Below are 23,516 nucleotides of genomic sequence, written 5' to 3'. Positions count from 1 at the left end.
AAGTATGGACCTTCATGCTGCACAGTCAAGTGTGGTTGAGTCCCATCGACTCAACTCTGCCGACAGCAGAGGAGCGCACCACGTCACAACCACCAGATCCCCATGTCACCGACACAATATGGCGACGCCGTACCTAACAGCACGGCGTCGCCGATTGTCATCGCTGCGACAGCGGCGGCCTCAGGAGCCGTCGAGACGCGCTCACAGGTGGGGTTTCACCTGAGTGTTGTAGATGTTCTCGAGGGTGGAACGCAGCTTGGTCATGGCCGGCTTCAGCTCGGCACCCTGCTGGATGACCGAGGCGATGGCCTTGGCGATCTCCTGATCGCCACCGGGCAGGAAGACGCGAGCGTAGTCCTGCGGACGGGTGGCGTCGAGCTGCTTGATGGCCTCACCGATGAGCGGGTTCTCCTTGAGCAGCTTGGAGGTGTCGGAATCGTTGCAGACCGGCATGTAACCGGTGGCAGCGGAGAAATCGACGGTGTTCTCGGCATTGGTGAGGAAGCCGATGAACTTGGCGGCGGCCAGCTGCTTCTCCTTGCTGGAGCGAGAGCAGATGGCCACACCGGCACCACCGGTCGGGCAGACCGGCTTCTCGACGGCAGGTCCACCGGGCAGGAACCCGACGCCGACCTCGAACTTGTTGCCGACGGCCTTCTGGACGCCGACGAGCGAGCCGGTGGAACCGATGGTGGCCGAGCAAGCGCCGGCAGCCATGTCGTCGGTGGACTCGTTGGAGGAGACTCCGGCCCACTTCTCCTTGAGGACCGCGTCACGAACGACCGTCAGGGCCTCGATGGACTCGTCGGAGTCACAGATGATGTCGAAGGAGTCCTTCTTGGACCAGCCGCCGCGGTATCCCCACAGGATGTTCTGCAGGGTCCAGCCGGCGTAGTCGGTGACCGACGGGAACTGGTAGGCGTGCTGAGCTCCGGTCTTGGCGTCCTGCAGCTTCTTGGCCCAGGTCCTCCACTCGTCCCAGGTCTTCGGGGCGCGGTCGGGCAGACCGGCAGCCTTGAAATGGTTCTTGTTGTAGTAAAACAGCGGGGTCGAGCGGGAGAAGGGCAGGGCGTACAGGTTGTCCTTGTAGCAGTAGTCGTCGATGAGGCCCTTGCGGTAGACCGAGACGTCAACCTTGGCAGCCTTGAGCAGGTCGTCCAGCGGAGCGATGGCGTCCTGCATGTAGTAGCGGAACCACCAGACGTCGGAACCGATGATGACGTCAGGGGTGTCCTTGCCGGTCAGCGCGGTCTGGAACTTCTGCGCAACCTCCTCGTAGGAGGAGCCGGCCGGGACGATCTTGACCGAGATCCCTTCCTTGGCCCTGAAATCGTCGCAGATCTTCTTGGTGACGTCACCGGATCCCCCGGGATTGTTGGTCCAGAAGGTGATGTCGGTGGCGGGCTTGACGTCGGCGTAGTCAACCTTCTCGGCAGCCTTGGAGGCTCCCTTGCTGGAGGAGCTGACGGCGGAGGGGCCCGAGCACGCGGCCAGGCCGAGGGTTCCGGCCCCGAGGGCCGCCATGGTCAGCAGCCGACGACGGCTGATGGAATTGAGATCGGACACGGTGATGCTCTCCTTGTGGATCGAGTCGAACGTGGAAACGGAGTGGATGGAAACTCGTGCCGGAAGGGAGACCGGCAGCGTCACTGGACCAGCGGACGCAGGTCACTTGACCGCGCCCTGGGTGAGTCCGGCGACGAGGTAACGCTGGAGCAGGACGAAGATGATGAGCACTGGCAGGATGACGAAGACGGCACCGGCCATGAGGATCGGGTAGACGCCGGCGTCGGAGTCGACGGCCTGCAGTGCGGTCAGACCCACCGGGAGCACCATCCGTGAGGTGTCCGAGGTGATGACCAACGGCCAGATGTAGTTGTTCCACTCGTCGACGATCGTCACCAGGGCGACCGTCGCGATGGCGGGAGCTGACATCGGGATGACCATCGTGAACAGCCGGGTCATGTGACCAGCCCCGTCGACCTCAGCGGCCTCCATGACCTCACCCGGCAAGGACAGGAAGTGCTGACGTAACAGGAACGTCCCGAAGGCCGTACCCAGGCCGGGGAAGATGATGCCCCAGTAGGTGTTCACTCCCCCGAGCTGGGAGATGAGGACGTAGTTCGGGACCAGGGAGACCTGGGCGGGAACCATGAGGGCGACGAGAACCAGGATGAAGATGATCTTGCGTCCCGGGAAGTGCAGGAAGGCGAAGGCATAGGCACTGGTACAGGCCAGGACGAGCTTGACCGTCGCGCCAATGGCGGTGACGATCACGGTGTTGAGGAACAGCTGCGGGAAGTCGATGGTCCGGGAGGCCTGACGGTAGGCGTCGAAACTCCAGTGATGGGGCCACCAGACGACGTCCTGGCCGACGATCTCGGACGGGGTCTTGAAGGATCCCAGCACCATCCACAGCAGTGGCAGGACGACGATGAGGGCGGCCAGAATCATCGGCAGGTAGCCCGTGAAGGCCTTGGAAACACCGGACTCGGCCCCCACGACCGACTCGTCGACCTTGTGAGGACGGCGGATGTCGGCGCGACGAACGGCAGCATTCAAGCTCACGAGTAGTGCACCTGCCTTTCGAGGAAGCGCATCTGGATGACGGTGAGGATGAGCAGGATGACGACGAGGACCGTCGACTGAGCGGCCGAGTAACCGGCGCGGTTGTACGTTCCGAAAGCCTGGATGTACGAGGAGTACATGAGGGTCGAGGTGCCCTGACCCAGCGGGGTCATGATCTTGATGATGTCGAAGGCCTGCAGGGAGGACAACATCGTCGTCAGGGCGAGGAAGAAGGTCGTCGGCGACAGCAGCGGCCAGACCACCGAGCGGAAGGTGTGGCGACGGGAGGCGCCGTCGAGTGCTGCCGCCTCGAGCAGATCGCGCGGAATGCCCTGCAGGGCTGCCAGGTAGATGACCGCGCAGTAGCCGAGGTTCTTCCAGACGTAGACGATGATGACCATCACCAGAGCCAGATGCGGGTTGTTGAACCACTGCGGCACCGGAAGGTGCATTCCCCGCAGAATTGCGGAGAGGACGCCGGTGACGGGGTCGAAGATGAACATCCACACCATGCCGATGCCCACACCGGAAAGGACGTACGGTGCGAAGACGACGGCTCGGGCGACATTGCGTCCCACCAGTTGACGGTTGAGGACGACGGCCAGGCCGAGGCCGATGAGCATAGAGAATCCGACGGTGGCGACGGTGAAGATGAGGGTCGTCGTCAGGACGGTGCCGGCGTCGCGAGTGAAGAACTCGACGTAGTTCTGCAGCCCGACCCAAGTGGCATTGGCCGAACCGAGGGTCCAGTCGAGAGCCGAGTAGTAGATGTTCAGGAAGAACGGTCGGTAGACGAACAGTGCAATGAGGATCGCGTTCGGGGCCACGAAAGCCAGGAAGAGCAATGCCTCCCGTCGCATTCTGCGGCTTGGGCGGCGTCTGGGCACTCGATGTGGCGTGGCCGTGGACGTGATTTGTGAGGTGGCCGTCGACCTGGCTTGCGGCACTGGGTCCGACGACGGTGACGTCACCGTTCCAGGCGACGTCACGCCCACCGGCACGGCTTCGTCGACTCCGATGTTCACCCACCCTCCTCGGGGTCTCATTGCCGCTCTCTCACAGGCAGCACCAAGGAAGGACACTAGGAAGCCGAGATGTCATCATCTCGATGATCAGATGACATGGACCAGGCCCCAAGATGAACTCTTATGCCAAATTGTCGGGAAGATCACGAAAATGAACCCCTTTTTCGTGATACACGGGGTCTTCAGGTGGCGTCATGACACCATTTCATGGCAGCCGAAAGGCAGTTTCGTGAAGGTATGAAACTTGTTAGTCAGACAATAATTTTTCGAGTTTGTCAGCCGTGTCCTGCCAATCCGTGACGGCGACGCACGGGATGCCCATGACCTTGACGGGGTAGTCGTTACCGTGCTCGTCAAGGCGATCCCCGTAGAAGAGCACGTCCTCCTTGGACAGGCCCGTCACAGCGAGCAACTTGCCCAACCCAAAGGACTTGTCGCGGCCGACGCGGGTGATGTCGACGGAGGTGGATCCGCCGGCGCGCACCTCGAGGTCCGGAAGCTTCGCCGCCACGACCTCGCGGAGCTTGAGCTTCTTCTCACCGCTGGGATCCCACGCCTTCTTGGCATCGACGGGGGCCTGCTGCCCCAGGGCGGAGAAGGTGATCTGGGACTCTCGATCCTCCAACCTCGGCCCCCAGGTGTGCTCCTCCCACAACCCCAGGTCACGGGCGCAGGTCTCGACGGCATCGATAGCGCGGGACTTCTCGTCCTCGGTCAGCGCCTCGACGTAGATACGCTGCCATTCGCCGTCAACGCAGCGGAAGTACTGGGTGCCGCAGGCGGGCAGCAGGTGGAGACGATCCAGGCGGGAGGCATTGACGTCGTCAAGGGCCTCGACGACCTGAGTACGGAACTGGCCGAACTGACCGCCGGAGATGACACAGACGCTGGTGTGATCCAGCAGCCGCGACATGATGCGCGCCATGGGCTCAGGGAGACGAGTCTTCGAGGGGGCCAGGGTGTCGTCCAGATCGAACGCGACAAGTTTGGGAATCACAGCAGCACTCTACAAGGCGGGCAGGCCTTCACACCACCATTCACCCTGTTCCGAAGCCGTTTGCGTCCAACCGGAGCCACTCTGCGTGACGAGGCGGGGCCATCACCCATGTCACGACAACGGGCCCGCGAGTTTCCTCGCAGGCCCGTCGTACGACGAAGGGTCAGGACACCGAAGCAGCGTAAATCGAATCGATGGAGCTGCGGAGGGTCTCGTCGAACTCCTCCTGGGACTGGCCGTGGCTCAGCCCCTCGGCGAGAGCACGCGAGAAACTCGCGATCAGTCCGTGGTTGCGAGCCAGCTTCTCGTTGGCCTCCTCACGGGAGTAGCCACCGGACAGAGCCACAACACGAAGAACCTTCGGATCCGCGATGAGATCGGTGTACAGGTCATCGGTCGTCGGAATCGTCAGCTTCAGCATGATCCTGGCGTCGAGAGGCAGGGCGTCGATGTGCTCACGGATGAGGTTGTGCAGCCTCTCCTCCGCCTTCTGCTTGTTCGGGGCGTGGATGTCGACCTCGGGCTCGAGGATCGGCACCAAGCCAGCGGCGCGGACCTGTTCACCGAGCTCGAACTGCTGATCGACGATCTTCTTGATGCCGTCCTTGTCGTCATCAAGAATGACCGAGCGCTCCTTGGTGCCAAAGATGTGCTTCTCCTCGACAGCGCGATGAAGGAGCTCGTCAAGACCGGGGATCGGCTTCATGACGCGGACGTGGGACTCCTCGTCGGCCAAGCCCTTGTCGATCTTGAGGAAGGGGACGATGCCCTTCTTCTGCCACAGGAAATCACCGGTGGGAATTCCCTCGATCTCACGATCCATCGTCATCTCGAACAGAATCGCGGCGAGAATGTGGTCGCTGGTGAACGACGGGCTGGTGATGATCCTGGTCCGCATCTCGTGGACGAGATCAAACATCTTGTCCTTGTCGTCGCCGTAGACCTCGGGCTCCACCCCGTACGCCTTGAGAGCCTTCGGTGTGGAGCCTCCGGACTGGTCCAGAGCGGCAATGAATCCGGGCGCAGTTCCCATACGTTCAGTCTGCTGGGCGCACGCATCAGTAGCTGTCATAGCGACATCTCCTTCGACTTCGATGGCGTCTTCCAACGTACCCGAAAAAGCCGGACGGAAAAGCCTAGCGAGGTATTTCGTGCCATCCTCGCGCCATCCTCACCAAGCCGGGAGCGTGACGGTTTCCAATGTCGATCCGATCAACGGTGACGGCGATGAGCGTGGCCGATCCGGTATCGGTCATCACCTGGACGAAACCGTGCAAAACCGGGCCTGGGGTACTCAGTTGCGGCGCTCCCTCAGTGCTGGGTATCCACTCAGTTCCGACGAAGTGGTCCGCACCGGGTACCGCGAACGCATCTGCCAGATCGGTCCGGTCCGCATCAAGCATGTGGACGATGACGCGGGCCCCCTCCTTCAGAGCCGCCAAGGTCGTCGAGCCATTACCCATCGACACCGAGACGACGGCAGGCACGACTGACACCGATGCCAGGGAGGACACCGTCAGCCCCTCCGGACCAGCTGCACCCATCGTCGTCAGGATTGCCACGCCGGCGGGATGTCCGCGGAAAGCGGTCGCCAGCTCAGTGGCCAATTCGTGAGTTAGGCTCGGTGTGGGGTTCGGCGTCGTCACGCCCTGAGTTTGTCATCAATCTCACGAAGGACGCCAGACAGTTTCACTCAGGGATCATTCACCTCATGATCGTCGCGACGACGAGGACGACGTTGAGAGCTGACACCGCGACGACGACCGTCCACGAGATGACGGACATGACGCGGCCATTCGCCCATTGACCCACCAAGCGTCGGTCCCCCGTGAACCGCGCCAGTGGCACGAGGGCCAGCGGCAACCCCATGCTCAGGAGGACCTGGCTGAGGACGAGGGCCCTGGTCGGATTCGCTCCCGACGCCAGGATGATGAGGGCCGGGATGATCGTCACGAGCCGGCGGACGAGCATGGGAACTCTCATGTGGAGCAGCCCTGCCATGATCTCGGCCCCGGCATAAGCACCTACCGACGTCGAGGCCAACCCCGACGCGAATAGTCCGATGGCGAAGATGACCCCGATCGTCGACCCCAAGGAGGAGCTGATGGCCGCGTGGGCCTCGGTGATGCCGTCAATCCCCTCGACTCCCTGCAAGCTCGCCGCTGCCAGCAGCAGCATCGCGATGTTCACCGATCCGGCCAACACCAGGGAGACCGCGACGTCCCATCGCGTCGCCTTGAGAAGTCTGGAGATATGGCCCGGCCGATCATTCACCCCGTGACGATCTCGCACCAGTGAGGAGTGCATGTACACCGCGTGTGGCATGACGGTGGCGCCCAGCATCGATGTGGCCAACATGACCGTTTCGGTGCCTTCGAACCTCGGGATCATGCCGGAGGCAATTCCGCTCCACGACAGGGGCGAGAAGGCCAGTCCTGCCGTGAAGCCAATGGCGACGACCACGAGCATCCCGATGATGACGATCTCGAAAGTACGCTGCCCGTGACGAGACGGGATTGCCAGGATCGCCAGGGACAGCGCCCCAGTGATGAGACCTCCGACGAGCAGTGGTAGGCCGAAGAGCATCTCCAAGGCCACTGCCCCACCAATAACCTCGGCCAGGTCCGTCGCAGCCGCGACCAGCTCGGCCTGGAACCAGAAGGCCAGCCGACTGCTTCGACGTGGTAGAGCGTCCCCGACGAGCTCAGGAAGGGAATGGCCAGTGACCAGTCCCAGCTTGGCCGACAGATATTGCACCAGCATCGCCATGACGTTGGCGACGACCAGCACCCACACCAGCAGGTAGCCATAGCCAGCCCCTGCCGAGAGGTTCGCGGCGACGTTCCCCGGATCGACATACGCCACGGCCGCGACGAAGGCCGGGCCCATCAGGCGTATCAGTCGGGAACGGTTCTGCACACCGCAATCATGGCCCCTCGGCCACGGACCTCCCAGCGGAGCCACAACCAACGGCCAGGTTTTCGGAGAGAGCTGAACGGTCACGGATGGTCGGATCCTCCTTAAATCCACCGACGGAAGGATGTGGCTCATCCCTTCTGGCCGTAGGGTCAGAACGGTGAGCAGCACTTCCGTCCCCACACGTCGTCCCCCGGGACGTCTGCGTCGTGGCTATCGGTGGTTGCGCGCGCACCCCATGATCCTCGACTCGGTGTTCGTCTTCGTCGTCGTTGTGGTCACCGTGATGTCCTGGGCTCAGCAAGACCATGTCACTGCCCATGAAATATGGATGCTCGTGCTGGTCCTCGCGGTTGCAGCCTCCTGGGTGTGGGCCCGCACCAGGCCGGAGATCACGGCGGCAGTACTGGTCGGCTCACACCTCGTCCAGCTTGCGATGACGACCGGCCCGTGGCCGCAGAACGTTCTGGTACCCATCATCCTGTACCAACTCTCGCTGAAGACCGAGAGACCACGGCGCAGCTTCTGGCTCGCACTGTGCTTCGTCGCCCCGATCGCCGCCGCGGTGAGTTGGGGATTCGACCCCAGGTCCGATCTGAACACGCATACGAAGCTGCTGCGCTCCGGCATCATCGCGATCGGGTGCATGGCATGTTGTCTGGCATCCTGGTTCGCCGGAAGTGCGGCTCGGGGTCGTCGCCAGACCATGGAGGCGTTGCGCCAACGCGCCATCGATCTGGAACGCGAACGCGACCAGGGCATCCGTCTTGCCACTCAGGAGGAACGCGCCAAGATCGCCCGGGACATGCACGACATCGTCGCCCACTCCCTGTCGGTCATCGTGGTGCAGGCCGACGGTGGCTCCTACCTCGCCCACCACGAGGAGGTCGGCGACGCCGAGACCCGTCTGGCGGCCAGCGCCCAGGCACTCGACACGATCGCCACGACCGCCCGTCACGCCCTCGACGAGACCCGTCGTCTCGTCGGGGTGCTGCGCGACGACGACTCCGCCCCCGAACTCGCCCCCACCCAGGGCCTTGACGACATTCCTCGTCTGGTCGAGGAGATGAAGGGAGCGCTGTCCATCGACCTCAGGGTCGAGGGCGACCCGGAATGCCACGAACCCCTCTCCCAGGGCGCCCAGCTGGCCTGTTACCGCGTCGTCCAGGAAGCCCTCACCAACGTCCTCAAGCACGGCGGTCCTGCCGCCACCGCCCAGGTCATCGTCAGCCATCACCCCGGCAACGTCACCCTGGAGATCCTCGACGACGGGCGAGGAGCCGGAGTAACTGGCATCGAGCGGGCCGACGGGGCAGGGCATGGCCTGGTGGGGATGCGCGAACGTATGTCCGCTTGGGGTGGCACTCTTGAGGTGGGAAGTCGCCCGGACCACGGGTTCCGAGTCCACGGCGTCATCCCCACCCATCAATCATCAGTAATCGTCAGTCCGAGCCCCGGAGGACCATGCCATGACCGACCCGATCCGACTCCTCCTGGCCGATGACCAGCAGATGGTTCGTGCCGGATTCCGCCTGGTCCTCGACGCCCAGCCCGACATGACCGTCGTCGGGGAGGCCAACACCGGCGCCGAAGCCGTCACCCTCGTCGATGAGCTGTCCCCCGACGTCGTCCTCATGGACATCCGGATGCCCATCCTCGACGGCCTGGGCGCCACCGAGAAGATCATGGTCGCCCACCCTGAGGCCAGGATCCTCGTCCTGACGACCTTCGACCTTGACGAGTACGTCCATGCTGCCCTGCGCGCCGGAGCGTCCGGATTCATGCTCAAGGACGCCGGACCGACGGAACTGCTGGCCGCCATCCGAGCGGTTCGTGACGGCGACTCGGTCGTCGCCCCGTCGGCCACCCGGCGTCTCATCGAACGCTTCATCCCTCGTCAAGGGGAGGGCGCGCCGACAATGACCGACCCCAAGCTCATAGACTCCTTGTCCGACCGGGAGCGCGAGGTGCTCACCTGCGTCGGCGAAGGGCTGACGAACGCCGAGATCGCCGAGCGGCTCTACTTGGCCGAGACGACCGTCAAGACCCACATCGGGCACATCCTGTCCAAACTCAGCCTGCGTGACCGGGTCTCCATGGTCATCACTGCCTACGACGCCGGACTGGTTCGACCCGGTCGCTGACCTTTCGGACATGAGGGCCCTCAGCCCGGTCCTTCCGCCGACGAGCTGGATCCTCCTGCAGTAGGAGAGCAGGAACCGTTCCCGGGACTGATGTGTGACGAGGGACAACGCCCATAGCGTCAAAGGCGTTGTTGCACCTCGACACAGGAGTTCTCATGTCTGCCTCAGCGCCGGCCGCGCCGACCGCATCCTCGACGACCGTCCCCAGCGCGGTCCGCACCCTTGACCTCACCAAGACCTACGGTTCGGGAGCCACCCTTGTGCGGGCGCTGCGCTCCGTGACCCTCGACATCCCGGCCGGGCGCTTCACCGCCATCATGGGGGCGTCGGGTTCGGGCAAGTCGACCCTGCTGCACTGCATGACGGGTCTGGACTCCCCCACCTCTGGACGGGTGTGGATCGGCGACACCGAGATCACTCACCTCGACGACGACGCCCTCACCCGGCTGCGTCGCGACCACGTCGGATTCGTGTTCCAGTCCTTCAACCTCATGCCGACGCTGACGGCCACCGACAACATCATGCTGCCGCTGAGGCTGTCCCACCGCAAGGTCGACAAGGAGTGGTTCGACCACATCACCGGGATGCTCGGCCTCACCGAACGCCTTCGCCACAAGCCGTCGGAGCTGTCGGGCGGCCAGCAGCAGCGCGTTGCCGTCGCCCGTGCCCTGGTGACCCGTCCGGACGTCATCGTCGCCGACGAGCCCACCGGCGCCCTCGATTCGGAGGCCAGCGACGACCTGCTCGACTTCCTGCGCCACTGCGTCGACGACCTCGGCCAGAGCGTCGTCATGGTCACCCACGACCGCGACGCCGCCGCCAGGGCCGACGACATCGTCACCGTCGCTGACGGCCAGGTTTCCACCACTCGTGGGCAGGAGGTGTTGGCATGATTCATGAACGTCGTCGTCTCATTCCCACGATGATCGCCGTCATCATCGGGGTGGCCTTCATGGCCAGCACCCTGATGTTGATGGATTCGATCAAGGCTTCCACGTTGCGGACCCAGGCGGCAGCCGTCGGGGATGCCGCCGTAGTCGTGACTGGCAAGGACAAGACCATTGCCCAGACCACCGTTGACAAGGTCGCCAAGGTCGATGGCGTGACCTCGGTCGAGGCCACCCGCAACGTCTTCCTGCAGCGCACCGACAACGGGCAGTCCGCCTATGTCTCCGGCCACCTCGTACCAGCCCACCCCGACATGGTCGAGGGACGCGCCCCGACGGGGCCGAACGAAGTCGCCGTCAACCAGAGCACTGCGGACAACAAGGCCGCGGTCGGCTCCCGGATCACGGTCAGTGACATGTCTCAGAAGAAGCTGAAGTCCACCAACCTGACCGTGGTGGGCGTGCTCAATCCGAATGCTCGGACCACGAGCACCCCGACCTCTCCGGAGATCTACCTGCCTGCCGCCACCCTGGCCGGCATCAGTGGTCAGGAAGGTGCCGACGTCCTGTACGTCAATTCCGACCGCCCAGCCTCCGAGGTCGTCAAGGATGCCTCCAAGGCCGTCGGCAGTACCGCCACCGTCCGTACCGCAGACGACGAGCGAGCCCACCAGGCCGAGCACGCCTCCGACGGATTCGCGGCCATGACGACCTTCATGGGTGCCTTCGCCGTCATCGCCCTGGCCGTCGCAGCGATGGTGATCGTCAACACCTTCACCATCCTCGTCGCCCAACGCACCCGCACCCTGGCCTTGGCCCGCTGTATCGGTGCCACCCGCAAGCAGGTGCGTCGCTCGGTGGTGGGCGAGGCCCTCACCGCCGGCCTCATCGGATCGGCCGTCGGAACGGCTCTTGGTATTGGCGTCACCCAGCTCATGCTCATGGGGCTCAAGGCTGCGGGCTCCCCGGTCGACGCTTCGGTCAGCGTCACCGTGATGTCATGCATCATCCCACTCATTGTCGGAATCGTCGTGACGACCTTGGCCGCCCTATCACCGGCACGTCGCGCCACCAAGGTCGCCCCGGTCGCTGCTCTGCAGCCCATGACCGAGACGCCCACCCGCAGGATCGGTCGGGTCCGCATCATGCTCGGTGCCCTGCTCTTCATCGCCGGTGCCGCCCTCGTCGTCGTCTCCGCGACCGCTGACATGGAGACCAATGTCGCCGTGCTGTGCGGGGTGGCCGGTGGATTCGTCAGTTTTGCCGGCGTGCTGGTGCTGGCTCCCGTCCTCATCGGCGGGCTGAGCCGAGCCGTCGGCTCAGCCCATCTCGGCGGGGTTCCGGGGGAGTTGGCTGTCGAGAACACTCAGCGCAACCCGCGCCGTACCGCCACGACGACGTCTGCCCTGCTCATCGGCGTCACCCTCATCACCACCGTCGCGACGGGAGCTGCCACCGGACGGGCCTCCATCGACAAGGTCATGAACGGTCACTTCCCCGTCGACGCCACCGTGCGAGCCCAGGGTCCGCTCGACAAGGCGACCATTCAGGACGCCAGGAAGACCGACGGAGTCGCCAAGGTCGCTACTGTGACGACAGCCACCGGAACCATTGAGGGCGGCGGGGATGCCAAGCAGACCACCATCCAGGGCGTCTCATCGGAGTTCTCCCAGGTCGTTCGCAACGATTCCGCCACCAAGGGGCTCGACAGCACCCACGCCGTGGGCTCCGTGCCAGGTGCCTCTGACGGCGACAAGATCACCGTCACCGTCAATGGCAACAAGGTCAACCTGACCCTGGTCGGACATGGTCAGGACACGCAGGGCATCGTCGTCACCCAGGACGTCATGACCAAGCTGGCTCCGAAGGCCGAACCCACCCAGCTGCAGGTCCGCTACAAGGACGGCACCGATCAGTCCAAGACCACCCAGGCCCTGTCCAAGTCCATGTCGGCCCACCAGGGAGTGACGGTCGCCTCGACCGCTGATCAGAAGGCCCAGATGGACAAGGTGATCAACATCCTGCTCGGCATGGTCGTCGGTCTGCTGGTGATTTCGGTCATCATCGCAATGGTCGGCGTCGCAAACACCCTTGGCCTGTCGGTGGTGGAGCGCACCCGCGAGATCGGGTTGCTGCGCGCCCTCGGACTGACGCGGAAACAGGTGCGGTCGATGTTCGGCACGGAGGCGCTCATCCTCTCGGGCATTGCGGCAATCCTCGGTATCGCGCTGGGTATCGGATACGGCATCGCCGGATCCCACGCCCTCTTCAGCTCGATCATGACCGTTCAGGCGTCCGTGCCGTGGGTTCAGATGCTCGTGGTGGCCGTCGTCTCGGTGCTGGCCGGATGGCTGGCCTCCGTGATCCCCGGTCGCCGGGGAGCGAAGATCAAGCCCGCCGTCGCCCTGGCTGAGGAGTGAGCTCAAGGGCTGGCGACACCGTGAGGTTCACAGCAGGCCTCGCTGTTGCAGGGCCGGGATGACCCGGCCGAGCAGCAGCGGGGCCTGTCTCGCGTCATCGTGGCAGTGGTCGAGGTCGGTCCACTCGTACTCGACGATCTCGGAGTCGGGGACGGGCTCGGGCCAGGAGTCCTGCCAGTCACACACATAAACCGCGCAGCGAATGCCGTCGGCGTCACCGTTAGCGGCAGGGGCGTCGAAGGTTCCCAGGTGGGTGAGGTCTGCGGGATCGAGGACCAGACAGGTCTCCTCCCGGGCCTCCCTGATGGCGGCCTCGAGAGGGGTCTCGCCGGGCTCGATCTTGCCACCGGGAAGGATGACGTGACCGGCTCCCCGTTTTCGGACGTTGAGACAGGTTCGCCCTCGCATCAGGCACACGGCGGAGAGGTTGAAGATCACCTGGTCAGGGTATCGATACTCCGGGACCACCCCACGGAGCTGCCAAGAAGTGGCCCGGATCAGGCATGTACACGTTTTCATCTCGATTTTCTGGCAGCTCCGTGGGGTGACCGGCAAGTATCGGCACCTCGGCGTCGTCGTGACCTCTCGCCTGCACGAACGCTCACCCCTCGATCACCGCCGCCTCCTTCTCGGACCCGCCCCTAAACTCACCGGCGTGACCGAACCTGATCAGCAACTGCACCGCAGTCTGAGAAACCGACACATCCAGCTCATCGCCCTGGGTGGCGCCATCGGAACCGGTCTGTTCTATGGAGCTGCCGACTCGATCTCCGCCGCTGGCCCGGCCATCGTCATCAGTTACCTGGTGGGGGGCGCGGTGATCTACCTCATTATGCGTGCCCTCGGCGAGATGAGCGTCCACCACCCGACGTCGGGCGCCTTCAGTGAGTACGCGCACCGATGGTGGGGGGACCTGCCCGGCTTCATCTCCGGCTGGAACTACTGGTTCAACTACATCTTCGTGTCGATGGCGGAGCTCTCGGTGGTCGGAATCTACGTCAACTACTGGTTCCCGGCCGTGCCCCGCTGGCTGTCAGCGGCGGTTCTCCTCGTCATCGTGACCACTGTCAACCTGCTCCACGTGCGCGCCTACGGCGAGGTGGAGTTCTGGTTCGCCATCATCAAGGTCGTCGCCATCGTCGCGATGATCATCCTGGGGCTGTGGATCATCCTCCTCGGATCTCCCCCCACCCCGGCGACCGGATTCAGCAACATGTGGCGCAACGGCGGGTTCATGCCCTACGGCGTCACCGGGATGCTCGCCGGCATCATCATCGTCATGTTCTCCTTCGGCGGCACCGAACTCATCGGCATCACCGCAGGCGAGGCCGAGGACCCGCAGTGTTCCATCCCGAAGGCCATCAACCGGGTCGTCGGGCGGATCCTGATCTTCTACGTCGGCGCCCTCGTCGTCATGCTGGCCATCGTCCCGTGGACCAAGATCGACGGCACCGCCAGCCCCTTCGTCCAGATCTTCGACCTCGTCGGCATCCCGGGAGCGGCCGCCATTCTCAATCTCGTCGTGCTCACCGCAGCGATGTCGGCGTACAACTCCGGCCTCTACGCCAACGGTCGGATGCTGCACGCCTTGGCCCACCAGGGTGACGCCCCCAAGGTTCTCGGCAAGGTCAACAGGGCCGGCTCCCCGTGGGTCGGTGTGCTGGTCTCCAGCGCGGTGACGGCCATCGCGGTGGTCGTCGTCGGGCTGCTGCCGGAACAGGCGTTCATGTACATCATGTCGATCGCCACGATCTCCGCCATCATCAACTGGGCGACGATCATCATCACCCAGATGCTCTTCCGTCGTCGTCTGGCCCCCGAGACCCGCGCAAACCTCAAGTTCCAGATGCCGGGAGCACCGGTGACCAACTGGATCGTCATCGCCTTCCTGGTGCTCATGGTCGTCGTCATGCTGATCATGCCGCCCTTCCGGATCGCCGTGGCGATCGGCCCGATCTGGCTGGCCGTCCTGACTCTGGGGTGGTGGCTGTCTCGTCGCCGCAATCAGTCACGGGGCTGATCAGGTCCCCTCACCGACATGACGGGGGCCGGACGGTTGCACAACCGACCGGCCCCCGTTCCGGAAGAACTCACACCAGGACGATGACCTGCACCAGGAGGATCTTGACGATGGTTCCCAGCGCGAAGAGGGCACCGTAGGCCGACTCGATGCGCTCGTCGTTGACCAAGGAGTTGGCGTAGCTGAGGATGGCCGGCTGGCCCACGAAACCGGCGAAGGCACCGGTGGCGCGCTGGGCCGACAGTTTCATGAACCAGGCCGCAGCAATGACGATCACTCCACCGAGGACCAAGGTGACGGCTGAGACGCCGATGACTGCCAGACCGGTCCAGCTGGCGGCCTGGGACAGGAAGGCGGGACCGGACGCCAGCCCGACGCAGGCCAGGAAAATCATGAGACCGAGCTGACGCAGAATCGCGTTGGTGGCGTGTGGCAGCTGCCACCGCAATGGACCCGTACGATGCACCGACCCCAGGATCATACCCATGACGAGCGGTCCGGCTGCGGTTCCCAGCTCGAAGCGCAAGCCGCCGGGCAGGGCCACCATGAGAGCCCCGAGCAGCAGACCAAGGGCGGCGCCGAGCCCCAGGGACAGGGCGTCGACCTGGGAGACGCGGGCCTCGGAGTCACCGAAGAGGTCGGCGGCGTCGGACAGACGATTCGCCGGCACCACGCACAGCACGCGGTCGCCCGGCTGCAGGACGATGTCATCGCGGGCCAACATGTCGAGGTCGCCACGACGCACCCGAGTCACCTTGCCACTGGTACGGCCGCGCACATCGATGCTGCCGAGGGTGTGCCCGACCAGGGCAGGGTTGGACACCAGGAAGCGGCGGAAGTCAATCTCGTGGCGCTCGTCGGTGAGGGCGCGATCAGAGACGTGGCCCAAGTGCTCGACGGCACGGTTGACGTCGTCAGGGTTGCCGACGACGAGAACCTGGTCGCCGACATGGAGGTCGTCGTCCGGGGTGGCCAGCCGCATCTCGCCGTCGCGCAGCAGGTAGGACATCCGGATCTGGTCGTCGTTGAAACCTGGGGTCTCGCGAATGGAGGTCTCGCGATCGACGACCGTTGACACCGAAGTCAGCCCGGCCTCGGCCATGGAGGTGTTGTCCTTGGTGGCCGGCCAGTGCCGCTTGGCGACGAGGGCGACCATGACGAGCCCGACGACAACGCCGACCGGATACGACAACGCATAGCCAACGAGGGTGTCCCCGGCGCCGTGGGTGGCCGTCGATGCGGCGTCGATGGCCGGTGAGGTGAGGACACCGGCGTACAGGCCGGCGACGTGGGCCGGGCTCAGTCCGAACAATCGTCCCAACCCGAGCCCGGCGGCTGCCATGGCGGCAAGCCCGACGATGCCGGCGAACATGAGGCTCCACTGACGTTTGAGGTCGGACAGGAAGGTCGATCCAGCAGCCAGGCCGACGGTGTAACAGAACAGCACGACGCCGAAGCCCTTGATCATGCCCAGGTCCTGGCCGAAACGTGGGTCGAGGGCACCCACGACGAGCCCCATGAAGAGGGCACCAGCAGCACCGAATCTCAGTGGGCCGAACTTGATCTGGCCCAGCAGGGCACCAGAAGCCAGGACGATGAGGATCGTCAGCAGTTGATGCGTGGCGAGAAAGTCGGTCAGTACTGTCATGAAACTCCTGACGTCGTGCCGGCGTTCCCGCCCCGACGGCGGGATGCGTCGTCGCAGCAGTCCCGGGAGGTCCGGGGTTCAATCCTTGGATTGTAGGACCCCGCTCGGACAGAGACGATCACGCCCGTGGCGTTGCAGGCTCGCACGGCAACGTCCGTGGTCTCATACGTACGAGTGCCGACGAGACGAATCGCGACGGCACCCAGTGTGTGTCGAGCCTGTGCGCTGAACGTGTGCGTTGAGTTGTGTCCGAGGACCTTGCCTCAGGACTGGACGGCGTCAGGGCTTGACGAGGATACGGATCGGGTTGCCCTGATGGGACTCCAGCTCCTCAATGCCGCTCTTGACCTCCGACAGCGGAATGACCTTGGAGATCGACTCCGAGAGGTCGAGGCGGTGGTACGACAGCATCTCGGCCAGCATGGCGATGTCCTGGGACTTGTAACCAAGGTGGCCGAGAACCTGTTTGCGGTGCAGGTTGAAGTCCAGGAACGGGCCGGCGTCGATGTCCTGGGAGGAGAGACCGACGGAGACCGCCTTGCCGTCGACGTCGAGGGAGTCGACGCAAGCGCGCAGGGTGGGCTTGATGCCGACGGCGTCGAAGGCGACGTCGATCATGCGGCCGTTGGTGATGTCCTCGATCTTCTGCATGAGCTCAGGGTCGTCGCTGCGCAGGGTGTGATCGGCACCGAGTCGCTTGGCGCGCTCGAGGACTGCGTCGTTGAGGTCAATGGCGATGACGGGACGCCACCGGCCAGCTTGGCGAGCTGGACGAGGTGGGTCCCGACACCACCGACTCCCCAGACGGCGACGGCGTTGCCCATGTGCACCTTGCCAGTACGGACGACAGCGGCGTAGGGGGTGGAGACGGCATCAGCGAGAAGGGCGGCCTGGTCCATCGGGACGTTGTCCGGGATCTTCGTCATTCCGGAGGCCTGGGCGACGTGGTACTCGGCCCATGCGCCATCGTAGGCGAAGGCCATCAGGTTCAGGCTCAGGCAGTCTGTGAAGGCACCACGACGACACTTGCGGCACTTGAGGCAGGGACGACCAGCGGACGGGATGACGCGGTCACCCTCCTTCCACCCGGTGACGCCGGCGCCGAGCTCGACGATGGTGCCGGAGGCCTCATGGCCCTGGGTCACAACGGGACGACTGGCCGGGAAGGCGCCGCTGATGAGGCTCAGGTCGGAGTGGCAAATACCGCAGTATGCGACCTTGATGAGCACCTCACCGGGCCCCCGGGTGCGGGATCGGGATGTCCTCGAGGGTGATGGACCGATCCGCAGCGTGGAAACGTTCGGCAAGCATGGTTTCTGTCATCTTTGATCCCTTGTCAGCGCGTCGACCTCGGTGCCGACGCTACTTGTTATTCAGGGTAATACGAATAGGACGATCCAGCACCCAAAGATCGGGGTGAGATGTGGGTTGTCTCACACTGACAGGAGATGACGGCAAGGGATGCCCCTTCCCCCTCTGCATGCTCGGTCTTGGCGATCTGGGGGGCAAGGCCCTTCAGTGCCACCTCGGCATGGACGAACCCGGTATTGATCGGCAACCTCGGCCGCAGGTTCGTCCCGACGCACACCACGACGACACGGAACACCGCCGTCAGGGCAGCTCGGCCTCCACAGCCTTGGCCAGCACGGCGTGACCCTTCTGCGACGGATGGTCACCGTCCTCGGCGAGAAGTTCGGTGTCGTCCCGCGTGCCGTCGGCGCCCTTGAACGGAGTGCGCACATCGACATAGACGACCCCGGCCTCATCAGCGATGTCCTCGACCTGGGAGTTGAACACCTTGGTGATCGTGTTGGTGACATGGGCGTAGTCCTTGCCCTGTTCACGCCCTACCTTGCCGTCCATCCCGACATTCCAGTACCCGGTGACGACGACGGTGGCATCGGGCGTCGCCATCCCGGCCTTGATGCGTTCCAGGATGGTGCGCACCCGTCCGGTCACCGCATCGACGTCACCCTCGACGCATGACGCATCGGCGTGGGCACACCTGGCGACGATCTTGTCGACGTCGAAATCGTTGGCCCCGATCGTCACGATGGCAAGATCAGCATTCTTGAGCAAGGTCCTCGTGCCAGGCGACTCGAGCTGGGTGAGGACGTCAGTGGTCTTGTATCCCGACACCGACTCGTTACCCACGGAGGCTCGCACGCTCGCTCGGTGGGCCATGTCTGTGCCGACCCGCTCGATGAAGGTGACGCACTGGCGGCACGCACTTCCCTGCGGAACGGAGTCGCCAAGACCGACAGTGCCGAGGGTTCCGCCATGCCCCGTCAGTCCGGGAGCGGACCGCCCCGCAACAAAGGACGCCGGGGCTGAGGAGGTGGCCACGCTCGGCTTACGATGCCGGTCAAAGGACCACCCATTTGCGTGGTTGACAGGCCGCAATCCGAGGGTAATCCCGACCACGACGGCCGCGACAATCACGACACTGAGAATCCTGAGAATTCCCTTCACGATCTCATCATGCCTCGTCGATGACGGGTTGTCTGCCCCCTCACAGCGGTATTTCGGTCTGCTGTCAGCGGATTCACAGCGGTCAGAATGGACTGCCCGCGCGAGATCGCAACCATCTCAAGGGCTCTCAGCCTCGGTGCGCAGGCAATGCCAATTGGGCGTGGACGACCGTCCTACCCATGTGGACCCGACCGGTGGACTCGGCGGTAAACACCCGCGCGTCCTCACTACCCTGGAACCTGGCAGCCTGCATTCCACGCACGGTGTCGGTGAGCTGATCGACCTGGTCGGACAACTGTTCGATACGACGCTCCATCTCGAGGATGCGCCTGATCCCGTTGAGGTTGATCCCCTCTTCCTGGGACAGGTGCTGAACCATCCGCAGGGCGGCGACATCACGCATGGAGTACCGACGACCCCGTCCACGGGTCCGCTCCGGGATGACCAGCCCGAGCCGGTCATAGGTGCGCAGGGTCTGCGGGTGCATCCCGGCCAACTCGGCGGCCACCGAGATGGGGAAGATGGCGGCGTCCTTGTCGATCACCGCCAGATCGACGGCGTCGGACAGCTTCCTGCTGCTCCGTGCCATCTCACCTCACCTCCCATGGCCGCGGGTTGGGTTGCCGGACGGCGTCACGGAACCCCTCCAAGGCATGTCGCGCGTCGTCGTCAAGCTTCTCGGGGACGACGATCTCGACCGTGGCGAGCAGGTCTCCCTTGTTGCCGTCCGAGCGCGGCACGCCACGACCACGCACCCGGAAGGTCCGGCCGCTGGGCGTCCCTGCGGGAATCCGCAGACGAACGGTACTTCCGGCCAGGGTCGGCACCTCGACCTCGGCGCCGAGAGCAGCCTCCGGGAAGGTCACCGGCACGTCGACGGTGAGGTTGTTGCCGTCACGTCCGAAGACCTTGTGCGGACGCACCGTCACCTTGACGTACAGGTCGCCGGCCCTGCCGCCATTCTCGCCCGGGGAACCCTTGCCTTTGATACGGATGCGCTGGCCGTCCTCCACGCCGGCAGGAATGCGGATCTGCATGGACTTGGTGGACTTCGCGCGACCCGATCCGTGGCACACCTGGCAGGGATCCTCGACAACCATGCCTCGCCCTTGGCAATCCGGGCAGGGCTCAGTCATCTCGAAGACGCCACCCGCCGAGGTCGCGTGCATACCCGATCCCTGACAGGTCGAGCACACTCTCGGCACGGTTCCGGCCCTGGCACCAGTTCCCCGGCACGCCTGGCAGGGGGCCTGGGAGACCATGTCCATGGTGACGGTCGTCCCGGACACGGCGTCGTCGAAGGAAATCGTCGTCTCCCCCTCGACGTCGGCACCACGACGAGCCGCCCTGGTCGTGGTGCGGCGTCCACCGGTGGCCCCGAAGAGATTTCCGAAGAGGTCTCCGAATCCGTCGCCGTTGGAGGCGGTACGAATGAAGTCCTCGACGTTGACGTTCGGTTGAGCGCCACCACGCGGGAACCCGAATCGGCCGGCCGTTCCGAAGAGGCTGCGAGCCTGGTCGTATTCCTTACGCTTCTTGGCATTGGACAGCACGTCGTTGGCCTCGGAGGCCTCCTTGAAACGAGCCTCGGCAGCCTTGTCACCGGGGTGGGAGTCGGGATGGTTGTCCCGGGCGATCTTGCGGAACGCCTTCTTGATCTCCTCGGGCTTCGCGTCCTTGGAGACACCGAGGACCTTGTAGTAGTCCTTCTCGGCCCAGTCCTTGGTACTCATCTGGTTCCTCCCTCCCTGATCATCGCGGGTTCTTCCGGTCTGCGATCATGGCCGCCTTCTTCGATGTGTGTCGTCTCAGTCGCCGTCAGCCTCGGGGGCCTGCTCCCCCGACCCCTCATCCTTCGACTCCCCGGGCTTGGAATTCGGGTCCGGATCGGAGACCGCCACGCGCGCCGGACGCAGGACACGATCACCGAGCTTGTAGCCGGGCTGCATCACCTGGCTGACGGAGGTGACGGTGACCCCCTCCATCGGCATCTGCATGAGAGCCTCGTGGAGATTCGGGTCGAAGGCGTCACCCACCTCACCGAAGCTGCTCAAACCATGGGTGTTGGCCACCTTCTCGAGCTCGTCGACGACGAGCTTGAAGCCGCCCTCGACCTCCCCGTGCTGGCGAGCCATGGCGATCGAGTCCAGGACCGGCATGAGGTCGGTGATGACCTTGTCGACGCCGGACTGTCGCGACAGTGCGCGGTCACGGTCGACGCGCCTCTTGTAGTTCACGTACTCGGCCTGCAGACGCTGCAGATCCTCGGTGCGTTCGGCCAGCAGGGCCTCGAGCTGGGCCTCCCGGGACATCTCCTCAGGAGCCTGCGAGTCAGCGGCCGGCTGGTCGGCGTCGATGTCGACGCCATCGACGATGTCGGCGAAACGCTCCTCGACGTTCTCGCCAGCCTGGTTGTCGTCGGCCTGGTTGTCATCGGGATTGACGTTCTTGTCAGTCATCTGTCTTCCTCCACGTGGGTGCCGACCGCCGGGCCGTCATGATTGGCGACCCGGCGGTCGATGCGGGGTTTGGGGTCAGGCCGTGGCCCCGGTCACTTCTTGTCGTCCTCGTCGTCCACGATCTCCGCGTCCACGACGGTGTCGTCGCCGGACTCAGAGGTGGCCGACTCGGCGCCCTCACCCTGCGAGTTCTGGGCCTGGGCCTGCTGGGCAGCGGCGTAAATCGCCTGGCCCATGGCCGACGCCTTCTGATTCAGGTCGTCCATGGCGGCCTTGACCTCGTCGTCGTTGTCGGTGCCCTTGAGGGTCTCCTTCAACTTGGCGATGGCCTCGGTCACCGGGGTCTTGGTGTCCTCAGGGATCTTGTCACCGTTCTCGTCGAGCAACTTCTCGGTGCGGAAGGCCAGGGCGTCGGCCTCGTTGCGCATCTCGACAGCCTCGCGACGCTTCTTGTCGGCGTCGGCGTTGGCCTCGGCCTCCTTGACCATCCGATCAATCTCGTCCTTGCCCAGGGCGGAGCCGCCGGTGACAGTCATGGACTGCTCCTTGCCGGTGGCCATGTCCTTGGCGTGAACGTGGACGATGCCGTTGGCGTCGATGTCGAAGGACACCTCGATCTGCGGGATGCCGCGCGGGGCGGGCATCAGACCGGTCAGCTCGAAGTTGCCCAGCGGCTTGTTGTCGCGGACGAACTCGCGCTCACCCTGGAAAACCTGGATCATTACCGACGGCTGGTTGTCCTCGGCGGTGGTGAACACCTCGGAACGCTTGGTCGGGATGGTGGTGTTGCGCTCGATGATCTTCGTCATGACACCACCCTTGGTCTCGATACCGAGGCTCAGTGGGGTGACGTCGAGAAGCAGTACGTCCTTGACCTCGCCCTTGAGCACACCGGCTTGCAGGGAGGCACCGAGAGCCACGACCTCATCAGGGTTGACGCCCTTGTGCGGCTCCTTGCCAGCGAGCTCCTTGACGAGCTCGGAGACGGCGGGCATACGAGTCGAACCACCAACGAGGATGACCTCGTCAATCTGCGAGACGTTGAGGCCGGCATCCTTCATGACGGCGTTGAACGGGGTGCGGCAACGCTCGAGGAGATCGGAGGTCAGGCGCTGGAACTCGGCTCGGGTCAGCTTCTCGTCGAGGTGGAGCGGGCCAGCGGCACCAGCGGTGATGTACGGCAGGTTGATGTGGGTCTCGGAGGCCTGCGACAGCTCGATCTTGGCGCGCTCGGCAGCCTCCTGCAGACGCTGCTTGGCCATCTTGTCGGCGCCTAGGTCGATGCCGTTGGCGTTCTTGAACTGGGTGACCAGCCAGTCAACGATGCGCTGGTCCCAGTCGTCACCACCGAGGTGGTTGTCACCGTTGGTGGCCTTCACCTCGAAGACACCGTCGGAGATGTCGAGCAGGGAGACGTCGAAGGTGCCGCCGCCGAGGTCGAAGACCAGGACGGTCTGCTCTTTGTCGGCCTTGTCGAGGCCGTAGGCCAGGGCAGCAGCGGTGGGCTCGTTGACGATGCGGTCAACGGTCAGACCGGCGATCTCGCCAGCCTCCTTGGTGGCCTGCCGCTGGGCGTCGGAGAAGTAGGCCGGGACGGTGATGACAGCGTTGGTAACCGGCTCACCGAGGTAGGCCTCGGCATCCCTCTTCAACTTCTGCAGGATGAAGGCGCTGATCTGCTGCGGCTTGTAGGTCTTGTCGTCGACGCCCATCGTCCAGGACTCGCCCATATGGCGCTTGACGGAACGGACGGTGCGATCAACGTTGGTGACGGCCTGACGCTTGGCGACCTCGCCGACGAGGGTCTCACCCGAATTGGTGAAGGCGACCACCGACGGGGTGGTACGAGCACCCTCGGCGTTCGGGATGACGGCGGGCTCGCCACCCTCGAGGACGGCGACGCACGAGTTGGTGGTTCCGAGGTCGATACCGACTGAACGGGCCATGGTTGATTTCCTCC

19 protein-coding genes and 1 pseudogene are annotated in these 23,516 nt (G+C 64.4%); 5 read left to right on the top strand and 15 right to left on the bottom strand.

Annotation, left to right across the window (positions count from 1 at the left end; genetic code table 11):
* Positions 1 to 201: 201 nt before the first annotated feature.
* From PALO_RS00885 to PALO_RS00855, 7 genes are all read right to left on the bottom strand, one after another.
* The gene (locus tag PALO_RS00885) at positions 202 to 1,566 is read right to left on the bottom strand and encodes an ABC transporter substrate-binding protein (RefSeq protein WP_023031956.1); all 1,365 of its coding nucleotides are present in this window, start codon (positions 1,564 to 1,566) and stop codon (positions 202 to 204) included.
* A gap of 102 nt (positions 1,567 to 1,668) precedes the next feature.
* Positions 1,669 to 2,568 (bottom strand): carbohydrate ABC transporter permease, encoded by a 900-nt coding sequence (locus tag PALO_RS00880; RefSeq protein ID WP_015582064.1) that lies wholly within the window; start codon positions 2,566 to 2,568, stop codon positions 1,669 to 1,671.
* Positions 2,565 to 3,395 carry a carbohydrate ABC transporter permease gene (locus PALO_RS00875; protein ID WP_015582063.1) on the bottom strand — a complete coding sequence of 277 codons (831 nt, stop codon included), beginning with the start codon at positions 3,393 to 3,395 and terminating at the stop codon, positions 2,565 to 2,567. Before PALO_RS00875 ends, PALO_RS00880 begins: the two co-directional genes overlap by 4 nt.
* 445 nt (positions 3,396 to 3,840) lie before the next feature.
* Entirely contained in the window at positions 3,841 to 4,590 is a 750-nt protein-coding gene (locus PALO_RS00870; RefSeq protein WP_015582061.1) for an HAD-IIB family hydrolase, read from the bottom strand.
* Between the two features lie 163 nt (positions 4,591 to 4,753).
* On the bottom strand, positions 4,754 to 5,698 hold the full coding sequence (locus PALO_RS00865) for a fructose bisphosphate aldolase (RefSeq protein ID WP_036901442.1): 945 nt from the start codon (positions 5,696 to 5,698) through the stop codon (positions 4,754 to 4,756).
* 28 nt (positions 5,699 to 5,726) lie between these two features.
* Entirely contained in the window at positions 5,727 to 6,236 is a 510-nt protein-coding gene (locus PALO_RS00860) for a flavin reductase (RefSeq protein WP_051048685.1), read from the bottom strand.
* 58 nt (positions 6,237 to 6,294) lie between these two features.
* On the bottom strand, positions 6,295 to 7,479 hold the full coding sequence (locus PALO_RS00855) for an Nramp family divalent metal transporter (RefSeq protein WP_036902056.1): 1,185 nt from the start codon (positions 7,477 to 7,479) through the stop codon (positions 6,295 to 6,297).
* 265 nt (positions 7,480 to 7,744) lie between these two features.
* Here PALO_RS00855 and PALO_RS00850 point away from each other — a divergent pair, with 265 nt between their 5' ends.
* The 4 genes from PALO_RS00850 (at position 7,745) to PALO_RS00835 (ending at position 12,957) form a co-directional block, all read left to right on the top strand.
* On the top strand, positions 7,745 to 9,010 hold the full coding sequence (locus PALO_RS00850) for a sensor histidine kinase (RefSeq protein ID WP_015582057.1): 1,266 nt from the start codon (positions 7,745 to 7,747) through the stop codon (positions 9,008 to 9,010).
* Positions 8,976 to 9,650, top strand: a complete 675-nt coding sequence (locus tag PALO_RS00845; protein WP_015582056.1) for a response regulator — start codon at positions 8,976 to 8,978, stop codon at positions 9,648 to 9,650. The genes PALO_RS00850 and PALO_RS00845 overlap by 35 nt, the downstream gene beginning before the upstream one ends.
* Before the next feature lie 155 nt (positions 9,651 to 9,805).
* Entirely contained in the window at positions 9,806 to 10,543 is a 738-nt protein-coding gene (locus PALO_RS00840; protein ID WP_015582055.1) for an ABC transporter ATP-binding protein, read from the top strand.
* Positions 10,540 to 12,957: an ABC transporter permease gene (locus PALO_RS00835; protein WP_015582054.1), complete on the top strand. Its 2,418-nt coding sequence runs from the start codon at positions 10,540 to 10,542 to the stop codon at positions 12,955 to 12,957. The genes PALO_RS00840 and PALO_RS00835 overlap by 4 nt, the downstream gene beginning before the upstream one ends.
* A 27-nt stretch (positions 12,958 to 12,984) precedes the next feature.
* On the opposite strand, the gene PALO_RS00830 is transcribed toward PALO_RS00835, so the two are convergent.
* Positions 12,985 to 13,365, bottom strand: a complete 381-nt coding sequence (locus PALO_RS00830; RefSeq protein WP_051048726.1) for an NUDIX hydrolase — start codon at positions 13,363 to 13,365, stop codon at positions 12,985 to 12,987.
* Positions 13,366 to 13,612: 247 nt separating this feature from the next.
* Between PALO_RS00830 and PALO_RS00825 the strand changes: the two genes are divergently transcribed.
* Complete coding sequence (locus PALO_RS00825) at positions 13,613 to 14,977, top strand: amino acid permease (RefSeq protein WP_015582052.1); 1,365 nt, start codon at positions 13,613 to 13,615, stop codon at positions 14,975 to 14,977.
* 70 nt (positions 14,978 to 15,047) lie between these two features.
* Here PALO_RS00825 and PALO_RS00820 read toward each other — a convergent pair whose 3' ends face one another.
* From PALO_RS00820 to dnaK, 7 genes and pseudogenes are all read right to left on the bottom strand, one after another.
* On the bottom strand, positions 15,048 to 16,625 hold the full coding sequence (locus tag PALO_RS00820) for an aspartate:alanine exchanger family transporter (RefSeq protein ID WP_015582051.1): 1,578 nt from the start codon (positions 16,623 to 16,625) through the stop codon (positions 15,048 to 15,050).
* Positions 16,626 to 16,904: 279 nt separating this feature from the next.
* Positions 16,905 to 17,948, bottom strand: a pseudogene (locus tag PALO_RS00815) (zinc-binding dehydrogenase).
* A 288-nt stretch (positions 17,949 to 18,236) separates the two neighbouring features.
* Entirely contained in the window at positions 18,237 to 19,097 is an 861-nt protein-coding gene (locus PALO_RS00805) for an SGNH/GDSL hydrolase family protein (RefSeq protein WP_015582050.1), read from the bottom strand.
* 127 nt (positions 19,098 to 19,224) lie between these two features.
* A complete protein-coding gene (locus PALO_RS00800) occupies positions 19,225 to 19,686 on the bottom strand; it encodes a heat shock protein transcriptional repressor HspR (RefSeq protein WP_015582049.1) in 462 nt (153 codons plus the stop codon).
* A gap of 1 nt (position 19,687) precedes the next feature.
* Positions 19,688 to 20,830 (bottom strand): molecular chaperone DnaJ, encoded by a 1,143-nt coding sequence (gene dnaJ / locus PALO_RS00795; protein WP_004809305.1) that lies wholly within the window; start codon positions 20,828 to 20,830, stop codon positions 19,688 to 19,690.
* 75 nt (positions 20,831 to 20,905) lie between these two features.
* The gene (gene grpE, locus PALO_RS00790) at positions 20,906 to 21,556 is read right to left on the bottom strand and encodes a nucleotide exchange factor GrpE (protein WP_004809308.1); all 651 of its coding nucleotides are present in this window, start codon (positions 21,554 to 21,556) and stop codon (positions 20,906 to 20,908) included.
* A 92-nt stretch (positions 21,557 to 21,648) separates the two neighbouring features.
* Positions 21,649 to 23,502 (bottom strand): molecular chaperone DnaK, encoded by a 1,854-nt coding sequence (dnaK, locus tag PALO_RS00785; RefSeq protein WP_004809310.1) that lies wholly within the window; start codon positions 23,500 to 23,502, stop codon positions 21,649 to 21,651.
* Positions 23,503 to 23,516 lie beyond the last annotated feature (14 nt).

The sequence above is a fragment of the Cutibacterium avidum 44067 genome (genome assembly GCF_000367205.1).
GTDB lineage: Bacteria > Actinomycetota > Actinomycetes > Propionibacteriales > Propionibacteriaceae > Cutibacterium > Cutibacterium avidum.
This window is presented reverse-complemented; position numbering and strand designations above follow the sequence as displayed.